We start from the raw sequence: 20,829 nt of genomic DNA, 5'->3' as shown, positions 1-20,829 counted from the left end.
CAGGGCGAAGGAGACGGGCGGTCGCCGCGACGTGTTCGAGCCCGAGAAGGGGACCGCCGCGCGGGGCGGCGAGGAGGAGCGGTGATGAGGGCCACCTCGGCGACGCGCCGCGAGACGGCCGAGGGCATCAACCGCGTCGAGGGCTACCTCCTGGCCCAGGCGGAGCTGCTCAACGCCCGCGAGCAGGGCGAAGCGTTCGCACGCCGCATGCCGTGGCTGACCACCGCCCAGCACGAGGAGGTCGCCCGCCTCTACGCCGAGGACCGCATCGAGCTGTCGAAGAAGGTCCTGCGGACGATCGCCGACCGCTGCGTCGAACTGCGCGGCGAATACACCGCGCGCTACACGCGGCTGCGACAGCGCCTCCTGCGCGCGAGCGTCGCCTCGCTCCTCACCGCGGCGGCACTGTGCGCGAGCGCCTGGACCATCGCCAGGTGACCCGGGGCGCGCCACCCCGGGGACAGGCGCACCCGACCCGTCCCCTGCGCGAACGACCGACGGGACCGTACCGGCGGGCATCGGCACGCCCGGCGCGCTCCCGCGTGTCGTACGCCCCACAGTGGCACTCCGCGCGCGGGGAGACACGCCCCTCCCGGCGCGCACGGGCCAGTACGGGGAACGCCCGGTCTGCCACCTTTGGGGGTGCTCTCTCCGGCGCGTCATCGTTTTCCTCCGCATGGGAGGGGCACTGATGAGGGGACCCACCAGAGCCACACGTTCCTACGAAGGAGGCGCTCGGTGAAATACGTCAAGCCTGCGCTCGTGGCGGCTGCCGTCGTCTGCACGAGGGTCGCCGCCCGCCGGGCCCGGTCGCGAACGGCTCCCGGCGAGAAGTCCGCCGCCCGGTGGTTGACCGTCACGGTCAACCGCGCGCCGACGGACGTCATGCCCGGCGGCACGCTGCCCGAGCCCCTGGACCGGATGGCCGACCGGCTGGAGGCGCGGGTACGGCCCGCGCCGGGAGACCGGGGCACGGAACTGGCGGTACGGCTGAAGGACGCCCCGTCCCCCGTGGCGGCCTCCCTTCCGGGGCGCCTGGCCGGCAAGGACCCCCGTCAGGAGGTGCGGACCGCCCTGCGCGAGGCGAAGGCGCTCCTGGAGACGGGCGAGGTCATGCTGCCGGACGCTTCCCCCACCACGAGGGACACCCCGGCCGGCAAGGCCATCGACCTGGTCACCCGGCGCTCGGGCGGGGAGGGAGTGCTGTGAAGGCGCTGTGCTGGCAAGGGGTGAACAAGCTGTCCGTCGAGCAGGTGCCCGACCCGGAACTCCTCAACGACCAGGACGTCATCGTCCGGCTCGTCGCCGGCACGACGTGCGGATCCGACCTGCACCTGATCGGCGGGTACATCCCCGCGATGCGGGCCGGTGACGTCATCGGCCACGAGTTCCTCGGCGAGGTCGTGGAGACCGGGAGCGCGGTACGGCGCCACAAGGTCGGCGACCGGGTCGTCGTCGCCTCCTTCATCGGCTGCGGGCGCTGCTGGTACTGCGCCAACGACCTGTGGTCGCTGTGCGACAACAGCAACCCCTACCCCGGCATCGGCCAGGCCCTGTTCGGCTACGAGACCAGTGGCGCCTTCGGCTACTCCCGCGTCACGGGTGCTCTGCGCGGCAGCCACGCGGAGTACGTGCGCGTCCCCTTCGCCGACTACGGGGCCTTCCCCGTGCCCGACGGGGTCGACGACACCAGCGCCCTGTTCGCCTCGGACGCCGTGCCGACCGGCTGGATGGGCGCCGACCTCGGCGGCGTCAAGCCGGGCGACGTCGTCGCGGTCTGGGGTTGCGGCGCCGTGGGCCAGATGGCGGCACGGGCCGCGATCCTGCTGGGTGCCGAACGGGTGATCTCCATCGACCGCCTTCCGGAGCGGCTGGCGATGACCGAGCGGTACGTCGGCGCCGAGACGCTGAACTACACCACCACCGACATCGCCGCGGAACTACGCGAACGCACCGGCGGCCGCGGACCCGACGTGTGCATCGAAGCGGTCGGGATGGAAGCCCACAGCCACGGACCGATGTACCTGTACGACCAGGTCAAACAGCAACTGCGCCTCCAGACCGACCGGCCCACCGCCGTGCGCCAGGCCATCCACGCCTGCCGCAAGGGCGGCACCGTGTTCGTCCTGGGGGTGTTCGCCGGGATGGTGGACAAGTTCCCCCTCGGCGCGGTCCTCAACAAGGGCCTCACCCTGCACGCCTCGCAGCAGCACGGCCAGCGGTACATCCCCATGCTCCTGGACCGCATGGCCAAAGGAGAACTCGCCACCGCACACCTGGCCACCCACACCATGCCCCTCGACCAGGCCGTGGAAGGCTACGACATGTTCAAGGAAAAGACCGACGGATGCGTCCGCGCCGTCTTCACCGGACCGGGTTACACCGGCTGAACTGCGCTCACGCAGGTCAGATGCGGTTTCCCTCCCCACGGCGAGTCGCGTGTTCGGGCAGCGTGCCCCAGGTTTTTCAGGACTCATGCCGGCCACGTGTCGAGTTCGCCGACGCTCCGTGAGCCTGGCTCGAGAGGGCTCGATCCGTTCTCCCCACCCCTGCCGTGACGACAGCACCAGCTCACGCAGCGTCCCCGGAAGGGTGTCCACGACCACCACCCCGACGCTCCGCCCGGCAGCCAAGGGTGAAGGCGGCCCGACCGACAGCCAGGCCGCCTTCCCCGTGGAAGCCGCTCCAGTTCGAGCGGCCCTGATGGGGATCGGCGCGTCGCTCGTAGCGGGTGCGGAGCCGTTTGCACTGGTGGAGCCGGGCGAAGGCGCGCTCGACGACCCAGCGCACCTTGCCCGGTCCGGAGCCGTGGGTGACGCCGCGTCGGGCGATCAACGGCTTGATGCCCCGCGTCCACAGCAGGCGGCGGTACTCGTCGAAGTCGTAGCCCCGGTCCGCATACGAACGCCGGGGCTTGCGGCGGGGGCGTATCCGAGCTTCCCGAATCGGCGGGACCGCGTCGAGCAGGCGCAGGAGCTGGGTGACGTCGTGTCGGTTGCCGCCGGTGAGCCCGATGACGAGTGGGGTTCCGTTCCGGTCGACGATCAGGTGGTGCTTGGAGCCGGCCCGGGCGCCGGTCGACGGCCGGTCGAGTCGTCTTCCGACAGGCCCAGTCCCACGGTTCGGCCGACGTCGCGTCCAGACGAAGTATGCGCGGGATATTGACACGTGCTGTACGCGCTGGCTTCATGAACCAGTGATTGGGAGCGCTCCCATGCATGCCTGTCCCCACACCCCGAACCACCGCGCCGCAGCACGAACTCCCCCCGCCCCCCGCACGGAAGGAACGTCCGTTGCGCCCGCTCTCCTTCCTCACCCCCCGAAGACGCTCCGCGCCCCCCGCAGCGGCTCCCCAGACCTGCCCGGCCGTCCCGACCGGTGTCCGAAGCTCCCGACTGGTGAGTGCGTGGGGAGCCGCGGTCGCCGTCATCGCCGGCCTGGTACTGCCGTCGGCCGCCTCCAGCCCCTCCTCCGCCGCGTCGGCCGCCTTCAACTACGGCGAGGCGCTCCAGAAGTCGCTCTGGTTCTACGACGCGCAGCGGTCGGGGAAGCTCCCGGACGACAACCGCGTCTCCTGGCGCGGCGACTCCGCCCTCGACGACGGCAAGGACGTCGGTCTCGACCTGACCGGCGGATGGTACGACGCCGGAGACCACGTCAAGTTCGGCCTGCCCATGGCCTTTTCCGCAACCCTGCTCGCCTGGGGCGGCGTCGAGCAGAAGTCCGCCTACGCCGCATCCGGCCAGCTCCAGCACCTCCAGGACAACCTGCGCTTCGTCAACGACTACTTCATCAAGGCGCACCCGTCCGCGAACGTGCTGTACGGCCAGGTCGGCAACGGCGCCGACGACCACAAGTGGTGGGGGCCTGCCGAAGTCATGCCGATGGCACGGCCCGCGTACAAGATCGACGCTTCGTGCCCGGGCTCCGACCTGGCGGGCCAGACCGCCGCGGCCATGGCGTCGTCCTCCATGGTGTTCGCGGACAGTGACCCGGCATACGCGAGCAAACTGCTCACCCACGCCAAGCAGTTGTACGCATTCGCCGACGCCTACCGCGGCAAGTACAGCGCCTGCATCACCGACGCCCAGGCGTACTACAACTCCTGGAGCGGCTACAACGACGAGTTGGTCTGGGGCGCCGTCTGGCTGTACAAGGCGACCGGTGACGCCGCGTACCTGGCGAAGGCCGAATCGGCCTACGACAAGCTGTCGACCGAGCCCCAGACGACCACCCGCTCCTACCGCTGGACCCTCTCCTGGGACGACACCTCCTACGGCTCGTACGTGCTCCTCGCCCAACTCACCGGCAAGCAGCGGTACGTCGATGACGCCAACCGGTGGCTGGACTGGTGGACGGTCGGTGTCAACGGGACCAAGGTGCGCTACTCGCCCGGCGGGCAGGCGGTCCTCGACAGTTGGGGGTCGCTGCGGTACGCCGCCAACACCGCGTTCGCCGCGCTGTCGTACTCCGACTGGCTGACCGGCGACCCGGTGCGCAAGGCCCGCTACCACGACTTCGCGGTCCGGCAGATCAACTACGCGCTCGGCGACAACCCGCGCAAGTCCAGTTACGTCGTCGGCTTCGGCGCGAACCCGCCGACGAAGCCGCACCACCGAACCAGTCACGGCTCGTGGACCGACCAGCTCACCAACCCGGTGGACAACCGGCACGTCCTGTACGGCGCGCTGGTCGGCGGGCCGAGCGCGGCGGACGACGCGTACACCGACGACCGGTCCAACTACGTGAACAACGAGGTGGCCACCGACTACAACGCGGCCTTCACGGGTGCCCTGGCCCGTTTGTACGCCGAGTACGGCGGCAGCCCGCTCGCCGACTTCCCCCAGGCCGAGAAACCGGACGGGCCCGAGATCTCGGTCCAGGCGTCCGTGAACGCCTCGGGTCCCGGCTTCACCGAGATCAAGGCGTACCTGATCAACAAGTCGGCGTGGCCCGCACGCGCACTGACACGCGCTTCCCTGCGCTACTACTTCACCCTCGACGGCGGGGTCACGCCCGACCGGATCAGCACCACCACCAACTACAACCAGTGCGGCAAGGTGACCGGTCCGACGCACTTCGAGGGCGACGTCTACTTCGTCACCGTGGACTGCTCCAACGCGGTGATCGCTCCGGCGGGCCAGTCGGCATACCGGAAGGAGGTGCAGTTCCGCATCACCTCGACCGGGGCGTGGAACCCTGCGAACGACTGGTCCTACCAGGCCGTCCCGACGACGCCGGGCAGTACGCCGGTGGACGCGCCGCACATCGTGCTGACCGAGGGTGCGGACACGCAGTGGGGCGCGGAGCCCGACGGCACCACGCCGACGCCCACGCCTACCCCTACTCCTACTCCTACGCCCACACCTACCCCTACTCCCACGCCCACCCCCACGCCGACGTCCCCCTCCACCCAGTGCGCCGTGACCTACACCGTCACCAGCACCTGGAACGGCGGCTTCACCGCCGATGTCGGTGTGCGGAACACCGGCGCGGCGGCGGTCAACGGTTGGCGGCTCGGCTTCTCGTTCAAGGGCGCCGAGAAGGTGACGAACGCCTGGAACGCCACCGTCTCGCAGACCGGACCCGACGTCACCGTCGCGAACGTCGCGCACAACGCCACGATCCCGCCGGGTTCCAGCACGAGCTTCGGATTCCAGGGCACGGGCACCCCCGCCGGGGCGCCCGCGGCATTCACACTGAACGGGAAGGACTGCGGCTGACCGGTGGTGTGCGGCGTGCGTTCTCTTCGATCTTCCGCTCCACCTCGGAGGCGAGGTCCACGCCGTTCACCTCCTCCCGGGCCGTCAGGTAGAGGGAGACGTCGGCCAGCTCTCCCCCGAGGTCGGGCAGGCCCTCGCGCCAGGCCGGTGAAGGCTTCGCCGGCCTCGGCGGTGAGGCGAGCTGGCGGGGCCGGGCCGGGCCGGGCTGGGCTGGGCTGGGCTCCGGGGAACTCCTCGCGCACACCGAGCGCTCCAGTCTCCCCGCCCATCCCGTTTGATGCTCCTGGTCTGCCAACAGCCCGCGATCTCCGGCGGGGAGGTACTCCTGACCGACGGATGCGCCCGCGCCGTCTTCACCGGCCCGAGTCACGCCGAATGACCCGCGTTTACGCAGGTCAAATGCGGTTTTCCGCCCCACGGCGAGTCGCGTGCCCGGGCGGCGCGCCCCGGATTCTTCAGGACCCGCGATGACCACTTGCCGGGGTCCCTGACACAATGTCAGGCAAATACAAGGGAGAGCGGCCCGCTCTCCTCCTGGCGGAGCTCGGGGCCGGGCCGGTGCGCGGACTCGCCCACCGGCCCGGCCGCCGAGGACCGGGCCGTCCCGTGGCGCCGCGCCGAGGTGCCCGGGCAGGCTCGGCGGTGCGGCGCCGGGGTTACGACCCGGCCGCCGCGAGCGCCCTGCTGATCGCGGCGTAGGCGGGCTTGTGCCTCAGGTCCTCGTCCCAGGGCAGGGCCGCCCCCTCACCGGGGAAGACCGCGGGGATCCACGAGTGCCGGTCCGTGTAGCCCCACAGGGTGATGCCCACACAGCGCCGTACGGCCAGGCAGGCGTCGGTCACCTGCCCGTACCAGTCGGCCTGTTCGGCGAGCTTGGTCTCGTCGGCGGGCAGGATCATGCGGATGTCGAGTTCGGTGATGGCCACGTCGACGCCGAGGTCGGCGAAGCGCTGCAGGTTCTCCTTCAGACCGCCGGGGAAACCGTACTGGAGGGCGAGATGGCCCTGCAGTCCGAACCCGTCGATCGGGACGCGCTCCTTCTTGAGCTGCTTGATCAGGGTGTAGTACGCATCCGACTTCGGGCCGAGGGCCTCGACGTTGTAGTCGTTGAGGTAGAGCTTGACCTTGGGGTCGGCGGCGCGGGCCCAGCGCAGGGCGTCGGCGACGTAACCGGGTCCGAGGGTCTTGTAGAAGATGTTCTCGCGGTAGGTGCCGTCCTCGTTCATGATCTCGTTGGCGACGTCCCACGCGAAGACCTTGCCCCTGTAGTGCTTCACCACCTTCGTGATGTGGTTCTTCAGGATGGAGCGCAGTTCGTCGGGCGTCCAGGTGCCGGAGGTGAGCCAGTCGGGGAGCTGGGAGTGCCACAGCAGGGTGTGGCCGCGGACCTTCAGGCCGTTCGCGCGGGCGTAGCGCACGATCTCGTCGCCCGCGGTGAAGTCGAAGACCCCGCGCTGGGGTTCGGTGGCGTACCACTTCATGCCGTTGCCGGGGGTGGTCTGGCCGAACTCGGTGCCGAGCAGGTCGGCGAACTCGGTGTCGGCGAGCTCCGGGTTGTCGACGGCGGCACCGAAGTAGCGGCCGGACTCACGGGCCAACTCGTGCAGCGTCTTCGTCGTGCCCGCGCCGTCGGTGCCGGCCTGGGCGGTGGGCGCGGCGACGAAGCCGAGCAGGAGGGCCGCGGACACGGCGAGAGCGGTGGTTCCGGCGCGGACACGGCGTGCAGGTGCGCGCATGGTGCATCTCCTCCATGGGGTGGTCGTGATGTGTGGTTGCCGTCCGTGGAGCTGTTCCGTGCGGTCACTTCACCCGAAGTTCGCAACGCATCCGGCGCTCGTGCCCGACCTCGCGTACGGGGCCGGTCAGAGTGAGCCGCACGGTGTGGTGGACGTGTTCGCTGGAGGCCGCGACGCGCAGTTCGAGGGCGCCCGGTTCGACGACGCGGTGGCCGTCGGCGCCGGTGTACGCGGCGAGGTCGGCGGGGAACGTGGCGTGGACCTCGGCGGACGCGCCGGCGTCGAGCGTGACGCGGACGTAGCCGACGAGCCGGACTTCGGGGCGGGCGACGGTGCCGACGGGGTCGTGGAGGTAGAGCTGGACGACCTCGGTGCCGGGCCGCCCGCCGGTGTTGCGGACGGTGAGGCGCAGGGTGGTCTCGCCGTCGGTGGGCAGTTCTAGGGCGTCGCACCGGGGGGTGTCCCAGGCGAACGTCGTGTAGGACAGGCCGTACCCGAAGGGGTAGAGGGGCGTCGGATCCACGGTGCTGGGGAAGCCGTGCCGGCCGAGCGGCGGGGCGAGGTAGGGCGCGGGCTGGCCGCCGGGGGTGCGCGGCACGCCGAGCGGCAGCCGTCCGGAGGGGTCGACGCGCCCGGACAGGACGCCCGCGACGGCGCCGCCGCCTTCCTGCCCGGGGAAGAACGCCTGGACCACGGCGGCGGCCCGGTCGGCCCAGCGGCCGAGCGCGTACGGCCTTCCGCTGAGGACGACGATGACGACCGGCACGCCGGAGCCGAGCGCCTCGTCCAACAACTCTCCTTGGTTCCAAGGCAGTTGCAGGTCCTCCGCGTCGCATCCCTCGCCTGACGAGCCGCGCCCGAACAGACCCGACCGGTCCCCGACCACGGCGAGGCAGACGTCGGCCGCCGCCGGGTCGTCGGTGAACACGGCGCCCGGCAGCTCGGCACGCAGCGCCTCGGCCAGGGTCGGCACCTCGACCCCGGTCGGCAGCTCGGGATGGTGCACACCCACGTGCCGGGGGAACGTGTAGCAACCCAGCATCGCGGCCTGCTCGTCGGCGAGCGGACCGAGCAGCGCGATGCGCAGGCCGTCGCGCAGCGGCAGCACACCGGAGTCGTTGGCGAGCAGGACGACCGACTCCTCGGCGACCTTCCGTGCCAGGTCCCGCAGGTGCGGGGGGTTGAGGTCGACCGGCTCCCCGTCCGCGACGGGCTCCCAGTCGGGGTCGAGCAGCCCCAGTTCGCACTTCTGGGTGAGGACGCGCAGCGCGGCCCGGTCGAGCAGGTCCTCGGGGAGCGGGTCCGCGGGGCTGAAGCAGCGGGCCGCCGGCAGTTCCACGTCGACCCCGGCCGCGAGCGCCAGCCGTGCGGCCTGCTGCTCTCCGTCGGCGACCCGGTGCGCTTCCTCCAGGAGCGAGACGCCGTAGTAGTCCGAGACCACGGTGCCGGTGAACCCCCACCGCTCGCGCAGGATCCCGGTGAGCAACCGGGTGTGGGCGTGGGCGGGAAGGCCGTCGATGTCGTTGTAGGCGGGCATCACGGACCGGGCGCCGCCGTCGCGCAACGCCATCTCGAACGGTGGAAGGATCACGTCGGCGAGTTCGCGCGGGCCGAGCGAGGCGGGCGCGTGGTTGCGGGCGGCGCGCGAGGCCGAGTACCCGGCGAAGTGCTTGAGCGTGGCGACGATCCCGGCGGTCTCCAGACCGCGCACGTAGGCGGTGCCGATGGTGCCGACGAGGTACGGGTCCTCGCCGATGCACTCCTCGGTGCGACCCCACCGCGGGTCCCGCACGACGTCCAGGACCGGAGCGAGGCCCTGGTGAACGCCGACGGCACGCATCGACGTGCCGATCGCCCGGGCCATCTCGGTGATCAGCTCGGGGTCGAAGGTGGCGCCCCAGGCGAGCGGGGTGGGGAAGACGGTGGCCTGCCAGGCGGTGAGCCCGGTCAGGCACTCGTCGTGGGCGATCGCGGGCAACCCGAACCGGTTGCCGGAGCGGATCAGGCGTTGCAGTCCGGCGAGGCGGGCGGCGCCCTCGGAGGGGTCGACGGGAACGGTGCCGAAGGGGCGGGTGAGCTGGCCCAGGCCGTGGGGAAGGAGCGCGTCGAGGGCGGCGCTGCGGGCCGCGTAGGTGTGCTGGCCGGGCGCGACGTCGGCCCCTTCGGTGTCGGCGCCGATCCAGACGCTGGACAGTTGGGCGGTCTTCTCCTCTGTGGTCATCCGGGCGAGCAGGTCCGCCGCCCGGACGTGGGCGGGCAGGGTGGTGTCCTGCCATGGCTCGACCATGGAACTCCTCACATGCGGTAGCGGTAAGGGATTGGCCTACGCCTGTTCTCAGCCCTTGGTGGCGCCCATCGTGATGCCGCCGATCAACTGCCGTTCGGCGACGGCGTAGAAAGCGAGGGCCGGCACCATGGCAAGGACGAGATAGGCGAAGACGCGGGCGATGTCGGTGGCGTACTGGCCCTGGAACTGCTGGACGCCGACGGGAATCGTCCACCAGGTCTGTTCACTGAACACCAGCAGGGGAAGCAGGAAGTTGTTCCAACTTCCGACGATGGCGAGGATCGAGACGGTACCGAGGGCGGGCCGCGCCATGGGCAGCAGGATCCGCCAGAAGAAGCCGAACGCCGAGCAGCCGTCGAGGGTGGCCGCCTCCTCGAGCTCTCCGGGGATCTCCCTGAAGAAGCCGCGCAGGATGACGATGGTCATGGGCAGGCCGAACGCCGCCTGCGGCAGGATCACGCCCCACGGGTTGTCGAGCAGCCCGAAGGTGCGCAGCAGGACGAACAGCGGCAGGATCGCCACGGCGAACGGGAACATCAGCCCCGCGGTGAACAGGGTGAAGAGCACCTCGCGTCCGCGGAAGGCGAACCGGGCCAGCGCGAAGGCGGCGAGGGCCGCCGTGCCGACGGTCAGCACGGCCGTGCCGACCGCGATCAGAGTCGACGAACCCAGCATGCGCCAGAACGAGCCGGAGGCGAGCACATCGGTGTAGTTGGACGTCACCCACGGCGAGGGCAGGCCGAAGGCGTTGCGGGAGAGCTGATCGGTGGACTTGAACCCGGACACGAACGCGTACAGCAGCGGTGTGACCATGACGACGCCGACCAGCCAGACGATCACGTACAGCGGCGCGGAGCGCAGCCTTCTGCGCGTACCCGCGCTCATCGGGAGGCTCGCATGGTGGTGAGGGCTCCTTCGGTGTCGCGACGCAGCACGGAGCGCTGGTAGACGAGGGCGAAGACGAGGCTGATGAGGAACATGCCGATGCTGATCGCACTGGCGTAGCCGATCTCGAAGCGCTGGAAGCCGTACTGGAACATGGTCACGGCCATGGTCTCGGAGTGGTGGTCGGGGCCGCCCTGTGTGATCACCCACACCAGGTCGAAGAGCTGGATGGCGCCGATCACGGAGAGGAAGACGCTGATGCGGATCGTCGGTCCGAGCAGCGGCAGGGTGATGTGGCGGAAGCGCTGCCAGGGTCCCGCGCCGTCGATGCGGGCCGCCTCGTGCAGTTCGGCGGGGATGCCCTGCAGCCCGGCCAGGTACAGCATCATGTGGAAGCCGAAGTACTTCCACGTCATGACGAGGAACAGGGTCGGCAGTACGTGGTCCTGGTCGGCGAACCACAGTCCGCCCAGGCCGTCGAGCCCGACCGAGCCGAGCACGCTGTCGGCGAGCCCGTCCTCCGGCGCGAAGATCATCGAGAACAGGACGCCGGTGATCACCTCGGACAGGACGTACGGGGCGAAGAACAGGGTCCGGTACAGGGCGCGCCCGCGCAGCTTCTGGTTGAGCAGCACGGCCATGCCGAGCGCGAACGGCAGCTGCACGCCCACCGAGAACAGCACGAGCAGCAGCCCGCGCCACAGGTCGCCCAGGAAGACCGGATCACGCAGGAGTCGGCTGTAGTTGTCGAGCCCCACGTAGTCCGAAGGGGAACCGAAGCCGCCCCAGTTGAACAGGCTGACGTACAGGGCGTACAGGATCGGAGCGAGCACCAGCACGCCGAACAGCACCAGGGCGGGCAGGGCGAAGCCGAAGGCGGTCAGCCAGTCGGCGAACCGACGGACCCGCGACCGGCCTCCCCCGGTGTCCGGCTGCTTCGGTGGAGCGGGGGCGGTCACGGGTTCCTTCACGTACGTGGAAGCCATGGTGGTCACTGGCTCTTCGCGACCTGGGTGACCGAACGGGCCACCTGCTCGGGCGACTTCGACCCGGCGATCAGGGCGGCCACCGAGTCGTTGATCTCCTGGCCGACGGCGGACGGGTACGCCTGGTCGAGGTAGAGCTGGAAACCGGTCGCCTTGCCGAGGGCTTCGGAGACGAGCTTGAGGTGGGGATCGGTCAGCGCGCTCGCGGCGCCCTCGACGACGGGCATCATCGAGCCCTTCGACACGAGGATGCGGTCGGACTCGACCGACATGAAGAACTTCAGGAAGTCCAGGGCAGCCTTCGGTGCGCCCTTGCGCACCGCATAGCCGCCGCCTCCACCGAGTACGTCGGTGTGCGCCCCCTTGCCGCCGGCGACGGCGGGGAACGGGAAGAAACCGAGGTCCTTGCCGATGCCCTTGCCCGCGTCGGCCTGGACGACGGGCGCCCACTGGCCCATCAGCTCCATCGCCGCCTTGCCGTTGCCCATCGTGGCCGCCTCGCCGGTGGGCGTGGAGTACGCGGCACCGAGGAAGCCCTTCTGGAACGGCTGGAGCGCAACGAGTTCCTTGAGGTGCTCGCCCGCCTTGACGAAGGCGTCGCCGGTGAAGTCCTTGGCGTCGGCGGCCGCCTCCATCCCGCCGATCCCGGCGATCCGCATCGCCAGGTACGCCCAGTAGTACATGCCGGGCCACTTCTCCTTGCCCGCGAGGGCGATGGGGGTGATTCCGGCGCTCTTCAGCTTCTTGACCGTGTCGAGGTAGTCGGCCCAGGTGGCGGGAGGTGCCTGGATGCCGGCCTCGGCGAACAGGGCCTTGTTGTACCAGAACCCGACGGCGCCGATGTCGAAGGGCACGGCGTACGTCTTCCCGTCGAACTGATACGCCTTGACCGACGCCGGCACGAGGATGTCGGTCACGGAGCTGATGGAAGGCGTGAGGTCCTCCACCAGACCCGCGTCGATCTGCTGCTTGAGAACGCCGCCGCCCCACGTGTGGTAGATGTCCGGCAGCTTTCCGGAACTGGTCAGCGCCGTCATCTTCGACTTGTAGGCGTCGTTCTCCATCGTCACGAGCTTGATGCGCACATCGGGGTGCGCGGCCTCGAACGCCTTCGCCCGCTCGGGCCAGACGCTCTTCGACGGCTCCGTGGTCTGGATGTTCCACCATTCCACGACGGTCCGGCCCTGGCTGTCGGTGGTGGAGGACCCCGAGTCCGAACAGGCGGACAGGCCGGCCGCCCCCAGGCCCACCGCCGAGGCGGTCCCGAGGAACCGGCGGCGGGAGAGGGAGGAGGCACCGAATGCGGAAGTGACGGCTCGAACGGAGGCTGACATGGCGCACCTTCCGGAAAATTTCCGATAACTATGCGGAGATGGCCATGGAAGCTACGGGCATGCAAGGGGGGTGTCAACGACCTTGACAGAAAAGACCGTTGGCACCCCCGGAGCGTTACCTTCCGTTATGCGGGGCGGGTGGTGCGGTGCTCGCGCGGACCACCAGCTCCGTCGCCAGCTCCACTCGCGGCGAGGCCGGCGCGATGCCGAGCGCGAGGTCGAGGAGCATCCTGGTGGCCACCTTGCCCATCTGGGACAGGGGTTGGCGTACGGTCGTCAGCGGAGGCGCGCACCAGCGCACCTCCGGCAAGTCGTCGAAGCCGACGACGCTCATGTCCTCCGGCACCCGCAGCCCGCGCCGCCGCAGCGCCTCGATCGCTCCGAGCGCCATCTGGTCGCTCGCCGCGAAGATCGCGGTCGGCGGTTCGTCGAGGTCCAACAGCCTTGCTGCGCCGGTGAATCCGGATTCGTGGTAGAAGTCACCGGGCACGGTCAGGGCGCTGTCGGCCGCCACTCCGGCCACGTCGAGCGCCGCGCGATAGCCGTCGAGCCGGGCGCGCGAGCACAGCAGCCCGGGCGGGCCCTCGACGAACCCGATCCTGCGGTGTCCGAGCCGGAGCAGGTGCTCGGTCGCGGCCATCCCGCCCGTCCAGTTGGTGGCGCCCACGGTCGGCGCCCCGGTGATTGGTGAACCGGCCGGGTCGATCACCACCAACGGCACACCCAGTCGGCGCAGTTCGTCGTGAATTCCCGGTTCGAGCACCGAGGTCACGAGGACCACGCCGTCGGACGGGCGGGCCCGCAGGTTGGCCATCCACTGCCGCGCGGCCCCTGCCCGGTCGTGGACGGCGGAGACCACCGTGCCCACACCGGTCTCGTGCGCGATCTCCTCGACACCGCGGATGATCTCGACGGCCCAGGGACCGTCCAGATCGTTGAAGACCAGATCGAGCAGGACCGCCTTGCCGCCGGACACGGCCGGGCGGCGACGGTAGCCGTGCCGGTGCAACAGCTCCTCGACCCGGGCACGGGTGGCGGGCGAAACGTCCCAACGCCCGTTGACGACCCGTGAGACGGTCGGCACGGACACCCCGGCCTCCCGCGCGATCTCGGTGATCGTCACCTTCGGCGTCTCCCCCGGGCTCCGCGTGCCTGTCTCGCGCTGAGCGCCTTCCCCGGCCACCATCCCCACCTCCCTGGCTGACCACTCGGAAAAATTCCGGACACCTTCCGGAAACCGTAGGACATGCCACCGATCGCCCACCGGTCACCCCGCCCTTCCGTCCGACCACTCGAACAGCCCGTGCGCTCCGTGATGCGGGGCGCACCCCCTCGTGGAGGACCGCCGCGTCGCGGAGGGCCGCCGCGGCGGGCTGCGAGCGAGGGGCGTTTTCCGGCCGTCGGGCGCCGTCGCTGTGAGGACCGTTGACGCGTGAAGGGTTCGCTCCTACGTTTCCGTCCGAAGTGGCGACCATTGTTCGAAATAGAGAACAGGAGTGCCCCCGTGAGCCGCAAGAGGACCACCCGCCTCCCACTCCCCCGCCGCATGCTGACCCTCCTGGCCGCGCTGCTGCTCGCCCTGCCCCTCCTCGGGCAGCCCCCGGCGCACGCGGCCTCCTTCGGCAACCCCGTCAAGGCCCAGAAGGGCGCCGACCCCTGGATCGCCTTCCACAACGGCCACTACTACCTGGTGTCCACGAGCTGGACCGACGTCATCACCGTCCGCAAGGCACCCACCCTCGCCGGCCTCGCCACCGCGCCGAGCGTGCAGGTGTGGCAGGGCGACGCCGCCTCGCGGTGCTGCAACATCTGGGCGCCCGAGCTGCACTTCCTCAACGGGCGCTGGTACCTCTACTACGTCGCCGGGCAGAACGTCACCGACTACAACCCGACGCAACGCAGCCACGTCCTGGAGAGCGCCGGCTCCGACCCCATGGGGCCGTACACCTACCGCGGGCAGCTGAACCCCGCCTGGATGCTGGACCCCACGGTGGCCACCATCAACGGGCAGCTGTACCTCTTCGGCAGCGTGCACAACGGGACGCAGAACATCGTCGCCGCGCGGATGTCGAACCCGTACACGGTGAGCTCCCCCTTCTCCACCGTCTCCACGCCCACGTACGACTGGGAACGCTCCGGCGGCGCGGTCAACGAGGGGCCGGAGGTCCTCCAGAGGGGCGGGAGGACCTTCCTGGTCTACTCGGCGAGCGGCTGCTGGACACCCGACTACAAGCTGGGCCAACTGGAACTGACCGGCCCCGATCCGGCGTCCGCGTCCTCCTGGACCAAGAAGTCCGCACCCGTCTTCCAGCGCAGTGACGCGAACGGCGTGTACGGGCCGGGCCACAACGGCTTCTTCACCTCACCGGACGGCACCGAGAGCTGGATCGTCTACCACGCCAACGACTCGGCCTCGGAGGGCTGCGACAACGGGCGGACGGCACGGGCGCAGAAGTTCACCTGGAACGCCGACGGCACGCCGCGCTTCGGCACCCCCGTCCGGCTGGGGACGAGCGCGGCCGGACCGTCGGGCGAGCCCGCGTCCACGTCGACGACCTACACGGTCACCAACCGCAACAGCGGCAAGTGCCTGGACGTCTCGGGGGGGTCGACCGCCGACGGGGCCGACGTGAGGCAGTACGCCTGCACCGGCGGCGCCAACCAGCGGTGGCGCGTCGAGGACCTCGGGGACGACACCCACCGGCTGGTCAACGTGGCCACCGGCAAGGTGCTCGACACCGCCGACTGCTCGGCCGCCGACGGCGCCGACCTGCGCCAGTGGTCCTGGCTGAACAACACGTGCCAGCGGTTCCGGTTCCTGGCCACGGACGGCGGCCACGTCCGGATCGTCAACCAGGCCACCGGCAAGGTCGCCGACGTCGCGAACTGCTCCACCGCCGACTCCGCCGACGTGCGGCAGTGGTCGTGGCTGAGCAACGCCTGCCAGCAGTGGCGGCTGAACCCGGCGTAGAACGCCGGGGCCGCCGACTCCGGGGCCGCCGAACCCACGGAGGGGACGGCGGCCCCGGCCCGCGTGCGCGTACGGGGACGCTTCGGGAACACGGAGGTGACGGACCCGTCACGCCCGGGTCGGCACACTGCCTCGGGGTGCCCCGGGGCGCGGGGTTCCGGTCGCACCGACATGCCGTGGGGGGGATTCCGCCCGATGCCAGCGCCGAAGGCTCTCGCGGTGCGGCCCACGGTGTCGACCGCGGTGTCCGCGCCGGCGAAACAGCGGCCGGAGGCCGACCGTTCCGCACGGACCCCGATGGCCCCGTCCAACGCGGCGGTGACGGCCGCCCTCACCGGCGCGGGCGGAACGGCGACGGCCCCGCCCTTCCCCGGACGGCCTGCGCCCGCCGTGCAGGACATGGTCGGCAACGGCGCCGTCGCGGCGGCCGGCCGCGGCAGGGTGACGCAGGCCCCCACCGCCCCGGCCGGGAAGGCCGTCGCCCCACCGGCGCAGGCCAAGGAGGCGGAGGCACCGTCACCTCCCGGCCCCAAAGAAGCAGAGACCCCGGCAGCCCTCGGCCCGAAAGAAGCGGAGGCCCCGACGGCTCCCGGCGCCAAGGAGGCGAAGGCCCGGCCGGGCCCCCACGCGGACCCGAAGTTCGCGGCGCTGAAGAAGGACGTACGGCACAAGAAGCGTTCGCTCGCCGCCTCGCATCCGCCGCCACGCGCCGAGGCGGCGGCGGCGCAGGACGCGGCGCTGCCCCCCAAGGACGACGAGGAGGCGCAGGGCAAGGCCGCCAACGCCGAGAAGATGAACGAGGCCCGGCCCAAGGAGTTCGACAAGGACGCGTTCATCAGGGCCGTCGAGAAGGCGATCGCGGACAGGGCGCCGAAGAACCTCGACGAGGCGGACAAGTTCGCCGGTTCCGGCAAGGCCGACGAGATCCGCGCGGAGGTGCACGGCAGGGTCGGCGACGGCAAGGCGGACTCGGCCGAGCAGATCGCCACGACGACCGCCGCCCCGCCGGACACGTCGGCGGCCGTGCCCAAGAAGGTCGTGCCGATGAGCGCGGACCGGCCCCCCGGCACTCCGGGCGCGCCGGACCCCGCGCAGGCCGTACCGGACCGGCTGCCGGCGTCGGCCACCGACATGTCGGCGGGACCCGCCGAGATCGACCGCCGGATGGCGGACGCCCAGGTCACCGAGGCCCAACTGCGAAAGTCCAACGAGCCCGGGTTCACCAGGGCGCTGGGCGAGAAGAAGGCCGCCGAACGGCACTCCGACACCGCCCCCGGGCGGCTGCGCAAGCACGAGGCCGCCGAACTGCGCGCCTCCACCGCGCAGGCGAAGCGGCTCGGCACCGCCGCCATGAGCGCGATGGGCGCCCAGCGCGTGCGTACCGGGCAGCAGGTCGACACGGGCAAGGCCGGGGCGAAGAGCCGGGACGAGGAGAAGCGGGCCCAGGTCACGGCGGTCCTGCAGGGCGTCTTCGACACGATGAAGAAGGACGTCGAGGCGATCCTCGAAGGGCTGGACAAGCTGGTCGACGACCAGTTCGGCCGGGGCGAGAAGGCGGCCCGGGAGGCGTTCACCGCCGAGCACAGGCGGAAGATGGACGAGTACAAGGACCGCCGGTACTCGGGTGCGACGGGCAAACTGCGCTGGGTGCGGGACCTGTTCGCGGGGCTGCCCGCCGAGGCCGACAAGATCTTCGAGGAAGCCCGCGACACGTACGTGCGCCGGATGCGACAGGTGATCACCGATGTCGCCGACACGATCGGCGCGGAGCTGAACCGGGCCAAGCGGCGCATCGCCCAGGGGCGGGCCGAGATGCGGGACGCGGTGCGCAGGCTCCCGGCCGACCTGCGGGCCGTGGGGCAGCGGGCGGCGGCCGAGTTCGCCGGCAAGTTCGACGAGCTCACGCAGGCCGTGGACGACAAGGGCACCCAGCTCGTCGACACCCTGGCGACGAAGTACACCGAGGCGCTCAAGTCCGTCGACGACGAAATCGCCGCGGAGAAGGAGAAGAACAAGGGGCTGGTGGCCAAGGCCGTGAACGCGGTCAAGGCCGTGATCAACACGATCCTGGAACTGAAGCGGCTGCTGCTGGCGGTCCTCGCCAAGGCCGCCCAGGCGGTCATGCTGATCCTCAAGGACCCGATCGGCTTCCTGCGCAACCTGGTCTCCGCCGTCGGCGCCGGTCTGCGGCGGTTCCTCCAGAACATCGGCCGCCACCTCCAGCAGGGCATCCTCTCCTGGCTGCTGGGCAGGACGGCCGAGGCGGGCATCGAGGTGCCGGCGAAGTTCGACACCCAGGGCGTGGTGAGGATGGTCGCCGGGCTGCTCGGCCTGACGTGGCAGAACATCCGGGGGCGGATCACCCGCAAGGTCCCGGAACCGGCGGTCGCCGCGGCCGAGACGGCCGTACCTCTCCTCGCCGACGTACGCAAACGGGGCGTCACGGCGATGTGGGAGGACGTGCGGCCACGCGTCGGCGACCTGAAGAGGAAGCTGCTCGACGACGTCATCAAGTACGTCACCCCGACGATCGTGGTCGCCGGCATCATGTGGGTGATCTCGCTGCTCAACCCGGCGTCCGCGTTCGTCCGGGCCGTAAAGCTGATCATCGACTTCATCCGGTTCATCGTCACCCAGGCCCGCCAGATCTTCGACTTCGTCAACGCGGTCCTCGACGCGGTCATCGCCATCGCGCGCGGCGGCAGCGGCGGCGTACCGGCCCTGATCGAACGCGCCCTGGCCCGCTCGATCCCCGTCCTGCTGGGCGTCCTGGCGGCGATCCTGGGCGTGGGCGGCATCGCCGCGCGGGTCCGGCAGATCGTCCAGCGGCTCTCCGCCCCGGTCAACAGGGCGGTGGACTGGGTCATCGACAAGATCGTCGGCCTGGTCAAGAAGCTGTGGAGCAAACTCAAGTCCAAGCCCGCCAAGAAGAAGACGCCCGAGAAACCCACGACCGAGAGGCCGAAGAAACCCACGCGGCGCCCCCGCGGGCCCCGCCGCCCCGACCGCCGCAGGCCGAAACAGCGCAAGGATCGCCCCGACCGCAGGAAAGGCAGAGAAGACAGGAGAAAGGAGGCACAGCAGAAGAAGGACCGCGAGCTGCCGGTCGTCCTGGCCAAGGCCAAGGCGATCGCGGAACAGCACGAGAAGCGCGGCGAGTCCACGAAGGCCCTGCTGGCCGCGCTCGCCCCGCTCAAGCGCCGGTACTCCTGGGTCCGCAGCTTCCTGGTCGAGGGCAAGGGACCGTTCAAGGTCTGGCTGCTCGCGAGCAAGCACTCCGTCGACGCCAATTACTCGCCGTTCCTCTCCGAGAAAGAGGTCAAGCAACTGGTGTTCAGCGCGCTCCACAAGGTGCGCGGCGAGATCCTGACCCAGCGGAAGGAAGCCGGGCGGACCGAGCCGAAGAAGGACGACGAGCTGCACACCCAGGTCGAGCGGATGTTCTCGCGGGTGACGGCGGCGTACGAAGCGGCCTGTCGTCCCGCGCCTCCCGGGGCCGATCCGACCACCTACACGGGGAACGTCTTCACCTTCGGCGGCCATGAGTACTTCGTCGACCACGACAACAACTACATCGTTCCGAAGAGCCGGGTCGAGAAAGCCGTCAACGACAACGGAAAGATCAAGGTGGAGAACCGGGGGTTGCTGGACGAGTACCGGTACGGGAACTTCGGGCACTCGCCCTCCCAAATGCGGGACATGGCAGTCAAGATCTCCGCTGGCGCCCGTATAAAAAACGAGAACGATGTGAACATGATGCTCGCCGCGCTGGTCGCCGAAGCCCGCCGCAACCCCATTTCCCATGTGACGAACCTGCTGCTCCTGAAGGACGCGTCAAAGCTGGAGGGCACCTTCTACAAGCACGCCCCGATGACCGGCGGCGGCACGGACAACCCGGAAGCACCACGGGACCCGGACCTGACCGGCACGTGGGAGAAGGGACAGCCACAGCCACCGGTGAAGGTGACCGACGCCGAGTACGCTATGGTCCGCCGGCTCTACGAGAAGGAAATAGGCGAGAGCATGCTCAGGATCGAGAAGAGCGAGAAGGCCACGCACGAGGAACTCCTGCTCACCATGCTCAGGGAAAAGACGAGACTCACCTGGAGTGACTGACTTGCGCAGCGCCGACCATTGGGCGGAGGTGGCCCGCGACGCGCTCCGGGAGGTACGCGAGGAGTACGTGCGGGCTCTCGACGCATCGGGCCCCGGGGCGCCCGAGATCTCCTGCATGGGGGTCGGGTTCCAGGTCGACCAGGTGCGTCAGGTGATCCTCACGCCGGAGGACCCGGAGTACTGGGCGGAACGGGACGGCAAGTGGTACGTCCCCGCGCACTCGATGCTCACCTGCCTGTACCTGTCATCCGTGATCGGCACAAACCGCTTCCTGCTGGCGGGCGGCTTCGTCCGTGTCCTGACCCTGCTGTGTGCGGGGCCGCCGTGGCGGGCGGTGTCGGAGACGGAACTGGCCGCCTTCCTCAATATCACCGTGGTCGAGGGCGTCGCGAACCCGCGCTCCGAACGCGTGGTCTGGCTGACGGTCGCACGGGAACTCGCCGCCGGGCACGAGGACGCGGAGCTGCACGCGCTGCTCCCCGAGCTGATCACCGATCACGACGTTCTGTACGACCCCGGACTCCCCGCCCTGCAAGCCCCGGCGTCCCATTACGCGAAGCGACTGGTCCCGGGCAGGGCCGAGAAGTTCGAGGGCACCCCCGAGGCGTACGAACGTCGGCTCCTGGACGCCGTCCTGCCCGCCGAGCGCGGGCGCGCGACCGGCCCTGAGGCGTTCGCCGGGTACGAGGAGCGGCTGGACGCGTACGTACGGGACCACGTCTTCGGCCGCGTGGCGAAGGTGCTGGGCTGACGCACCCCTCCCTCGGGGCCACCCCTCGCTCAAGGCGCAC

Annotated in this window: 14 protein-coding genes and 1 pseudogene; 7 read left to right on the top strand and 8 right to left on the bottom strand. The window is 70.4% G+C overall.

From position 1 onward, the window contains the following. The first annotated feature begins 84 nt into the window (after positions 1-84). The 3 genes from RND61_RS24960 (at position 85) to RND61_RS24950 (ending at position 2,390) form a co-directional block, all read left to right on the top strand. A complete protein-coding gene (locus RND61_RS24960; protein WP_315880330.1) occupies positions 85-438 on the top strand; it encodes a hypothetical protein in 354 nt (117 codons plus the stop codon). A gap of 300 nt (positions 439-738) precedes the next feature. After that, positions 739-1,209: a hypothetical protein gene (locus tag RND61_RS24955; RefSeq protein WP_315880329.1), complete on the top strand. Its 471-nt coding sequence runs from the start codon at positions 739-741 to the stop codon at positions 1,207-1,209. Next, positions 1,206-2,390, top strand: a complete 1,185-nt coding sequence (locus RND61_RS24950; protein WP_315880328.1) for a zinc-dependent alcohol dehydrogenase — start codon at positions 1,206-1,208, stop codon at positions 2,388-2,390. Before RND61_RS24955 ends, RND61_RS24950 begins: the two co-directional genes overlap by 4 nt. A gap of 310 nt (positions 2,391-2,700) precedes the next feature. On the opposite strand, the pseudogene RND61_RS24945 reads toward RND61_RS24950, so the two are convergent. Beyond that, positions 2,701-3,114, bottom strand: a pseudogene (locus tag RND61_RS24945) (transposase); the annotation flags it as partial. Positions 3,115-3,398: 284 nt separating this feature from the next. Here RND61_RS24945 and RND61_RS24940 point away from each other — a divergent pair. After that, positions 3,399-5,723, top strand: coding sequence for a glycoside hydrolase family 9 protein (locus tag RND61_RS24940; protein WP_315880327.1), 2,325 nt, complete (start codon positions 3,399-3,401; stop codon positions 5,721-5,723). On the opposite strand, the gene RND61_RS24935 is transcribed toward RND61_RS24940, so the two are convergent. The 7 genes from RND61_RS24935 to RND61_RS24905 form a co-directional block, all read right to left on the bottom strand. After that, positions 5,695-5,967, bottom strand: coding sequence for a hypothetical protein (locus RND61_RS24935; protein WP_315880326.1), 273 nt, complete (start codon positions 5,965-5,967; stop codon positions 5,695-5,697). The genes RND61_RS24940 and RND61_RS24935 overlap by 29 nt on opposite strands. A gap of 412 nt (positions 5,968-6,379) precedes the next feature. Next, positions 6,380-7,459, bottom strand: coding sequence for an endo-1,4-beta-xylanase (locus RND61_RS24930; protein WP_315880325.1), 1,080 nt, complete (start codon positions 7,457-7,459; stop codon positions 6,380-6,382). Positions 7,460-7,523: 64 nt separating this feature from the next. Further along, the gene (locus RND61_RS24925) at positions 7,524-9,746 is read right to left on the bottom strand and encodes a beta-xylosidase/alpha-l-arabinosidase (RefSeq protein ID WP_315880324.1); all 2,223 of its coding nucleotides are present in this window, start codon (positions 9,744-9,746) and stop codon (positions 7,524-7,526) included. Positions 9,747-9,794: 48 nt separating this feature from the next. Continuing rightward, a complete protein-coding gene (locus RND61_RS24920) occupies positions 9,795-10,631 on the bottom strand; it encodes a carbohydrate ABC transporter permease (protein WP_315880323.1) in 837 nt (278 codons plus the stop codon). Continuing rightward, a complete protein-coding gene (locus RND61_RS24915) occupies positions 10,628-11,617 on the bottom strand; it encodes a carbohydrate ABC transporter permease (protein WP_315880322.1) in 990 nt (329 codons plus the stop codon). Before RND61_RS24915 ends, RND61_RS24920 begins: the two co-directional genes overlap by 4 nt. 5 nt (positions 11,618-11,622) lie before the next feature. Continuing rightward, positions 11,623-12,951 (bottom strand): extracellular solute-binding protein, encoded by a 1,329-nt coding sequence (locus RND61_RS24910; protein WP_315880321.1) that lies wholly within the window; start codon positions 12,949-12,951, stop codon positions 11,623-11,625. Between the two features lie 115 nt (positions 12,952-13,066). Continuing rightward, on the bottom strand, positions 13,067-14,137 hold the full coding sequence (locus RND61_RS24905; protein WP_315880320.1) for a LacI family DNA-binding transcriptional regulator: 1,071 nt from the start codon (positions 14,135-14,137) through the stop codon (positions 13,067-13,069). A 360-nt stretch (positions 14,138-14,497) separates the two neighbouring features. Between RND61_RS24905 and RND61_RS24900 the strand changes: the two genes are divergently transcribed. From RND61_RS24900 to RND61_RS24890, 3 genes are all read left to right on the top strand, one after another. Continuing rightward, on the top strand, positions 14,498-15,922 hold the full coding sequence (locus RND61_RS24900) for a family 43 glycosylhydrolase (protein ID WP_315880331.1): 1,425 nt from the start codon (positions 14,498-14,500) through the stop codon (positions 15,920-15,922). A gap of 297 nt (positions 15,923-16,219) precedes the next feature. Beyond that, positions 16,220-20,038 carry a hypothetical protein gene (locus RND61_RS24895; protein WP_315880319.1) on the top strand — a complete coding sequence of 1,273 codons (3,819 nt, stop codon included), beginning with the start codon at positions 16,220-16,222 and terminating at the stop codon, positions 20,036-20,038. Continuing rightward, positions 20,031-20,789 (top strand): hypothetical protein, encoded by a 759-nt coding sequence (locus RND61_RS24890; RefSeq protein WP_315880318.1) that lies wholly within the window; start codon positions 20,031-20,033, stop codon positions 20,787-20,789. Before RND61_RS24895 ends, RND61_RS24890 begins: the two co-directional genes overlap by 8 nt. The last annotated feature ends 40 nt before the right edge of the window (positions 20,790-20,829 follow it).

Origin of the sequence: Streptomyces tamarix, assembly GCF_032423885.1 — a bacterium.
Lineage (GTDB): Bacteria > Actinomycetota > Actinomycetes > Streptomycetales > Streptomycetaceae > Streptomyces > Streptomyces tamarix.
Note: the sequence above shows the minus strand (reverse complement) of the source record. Positions and strands in the feature narration are given on the sequence as shown.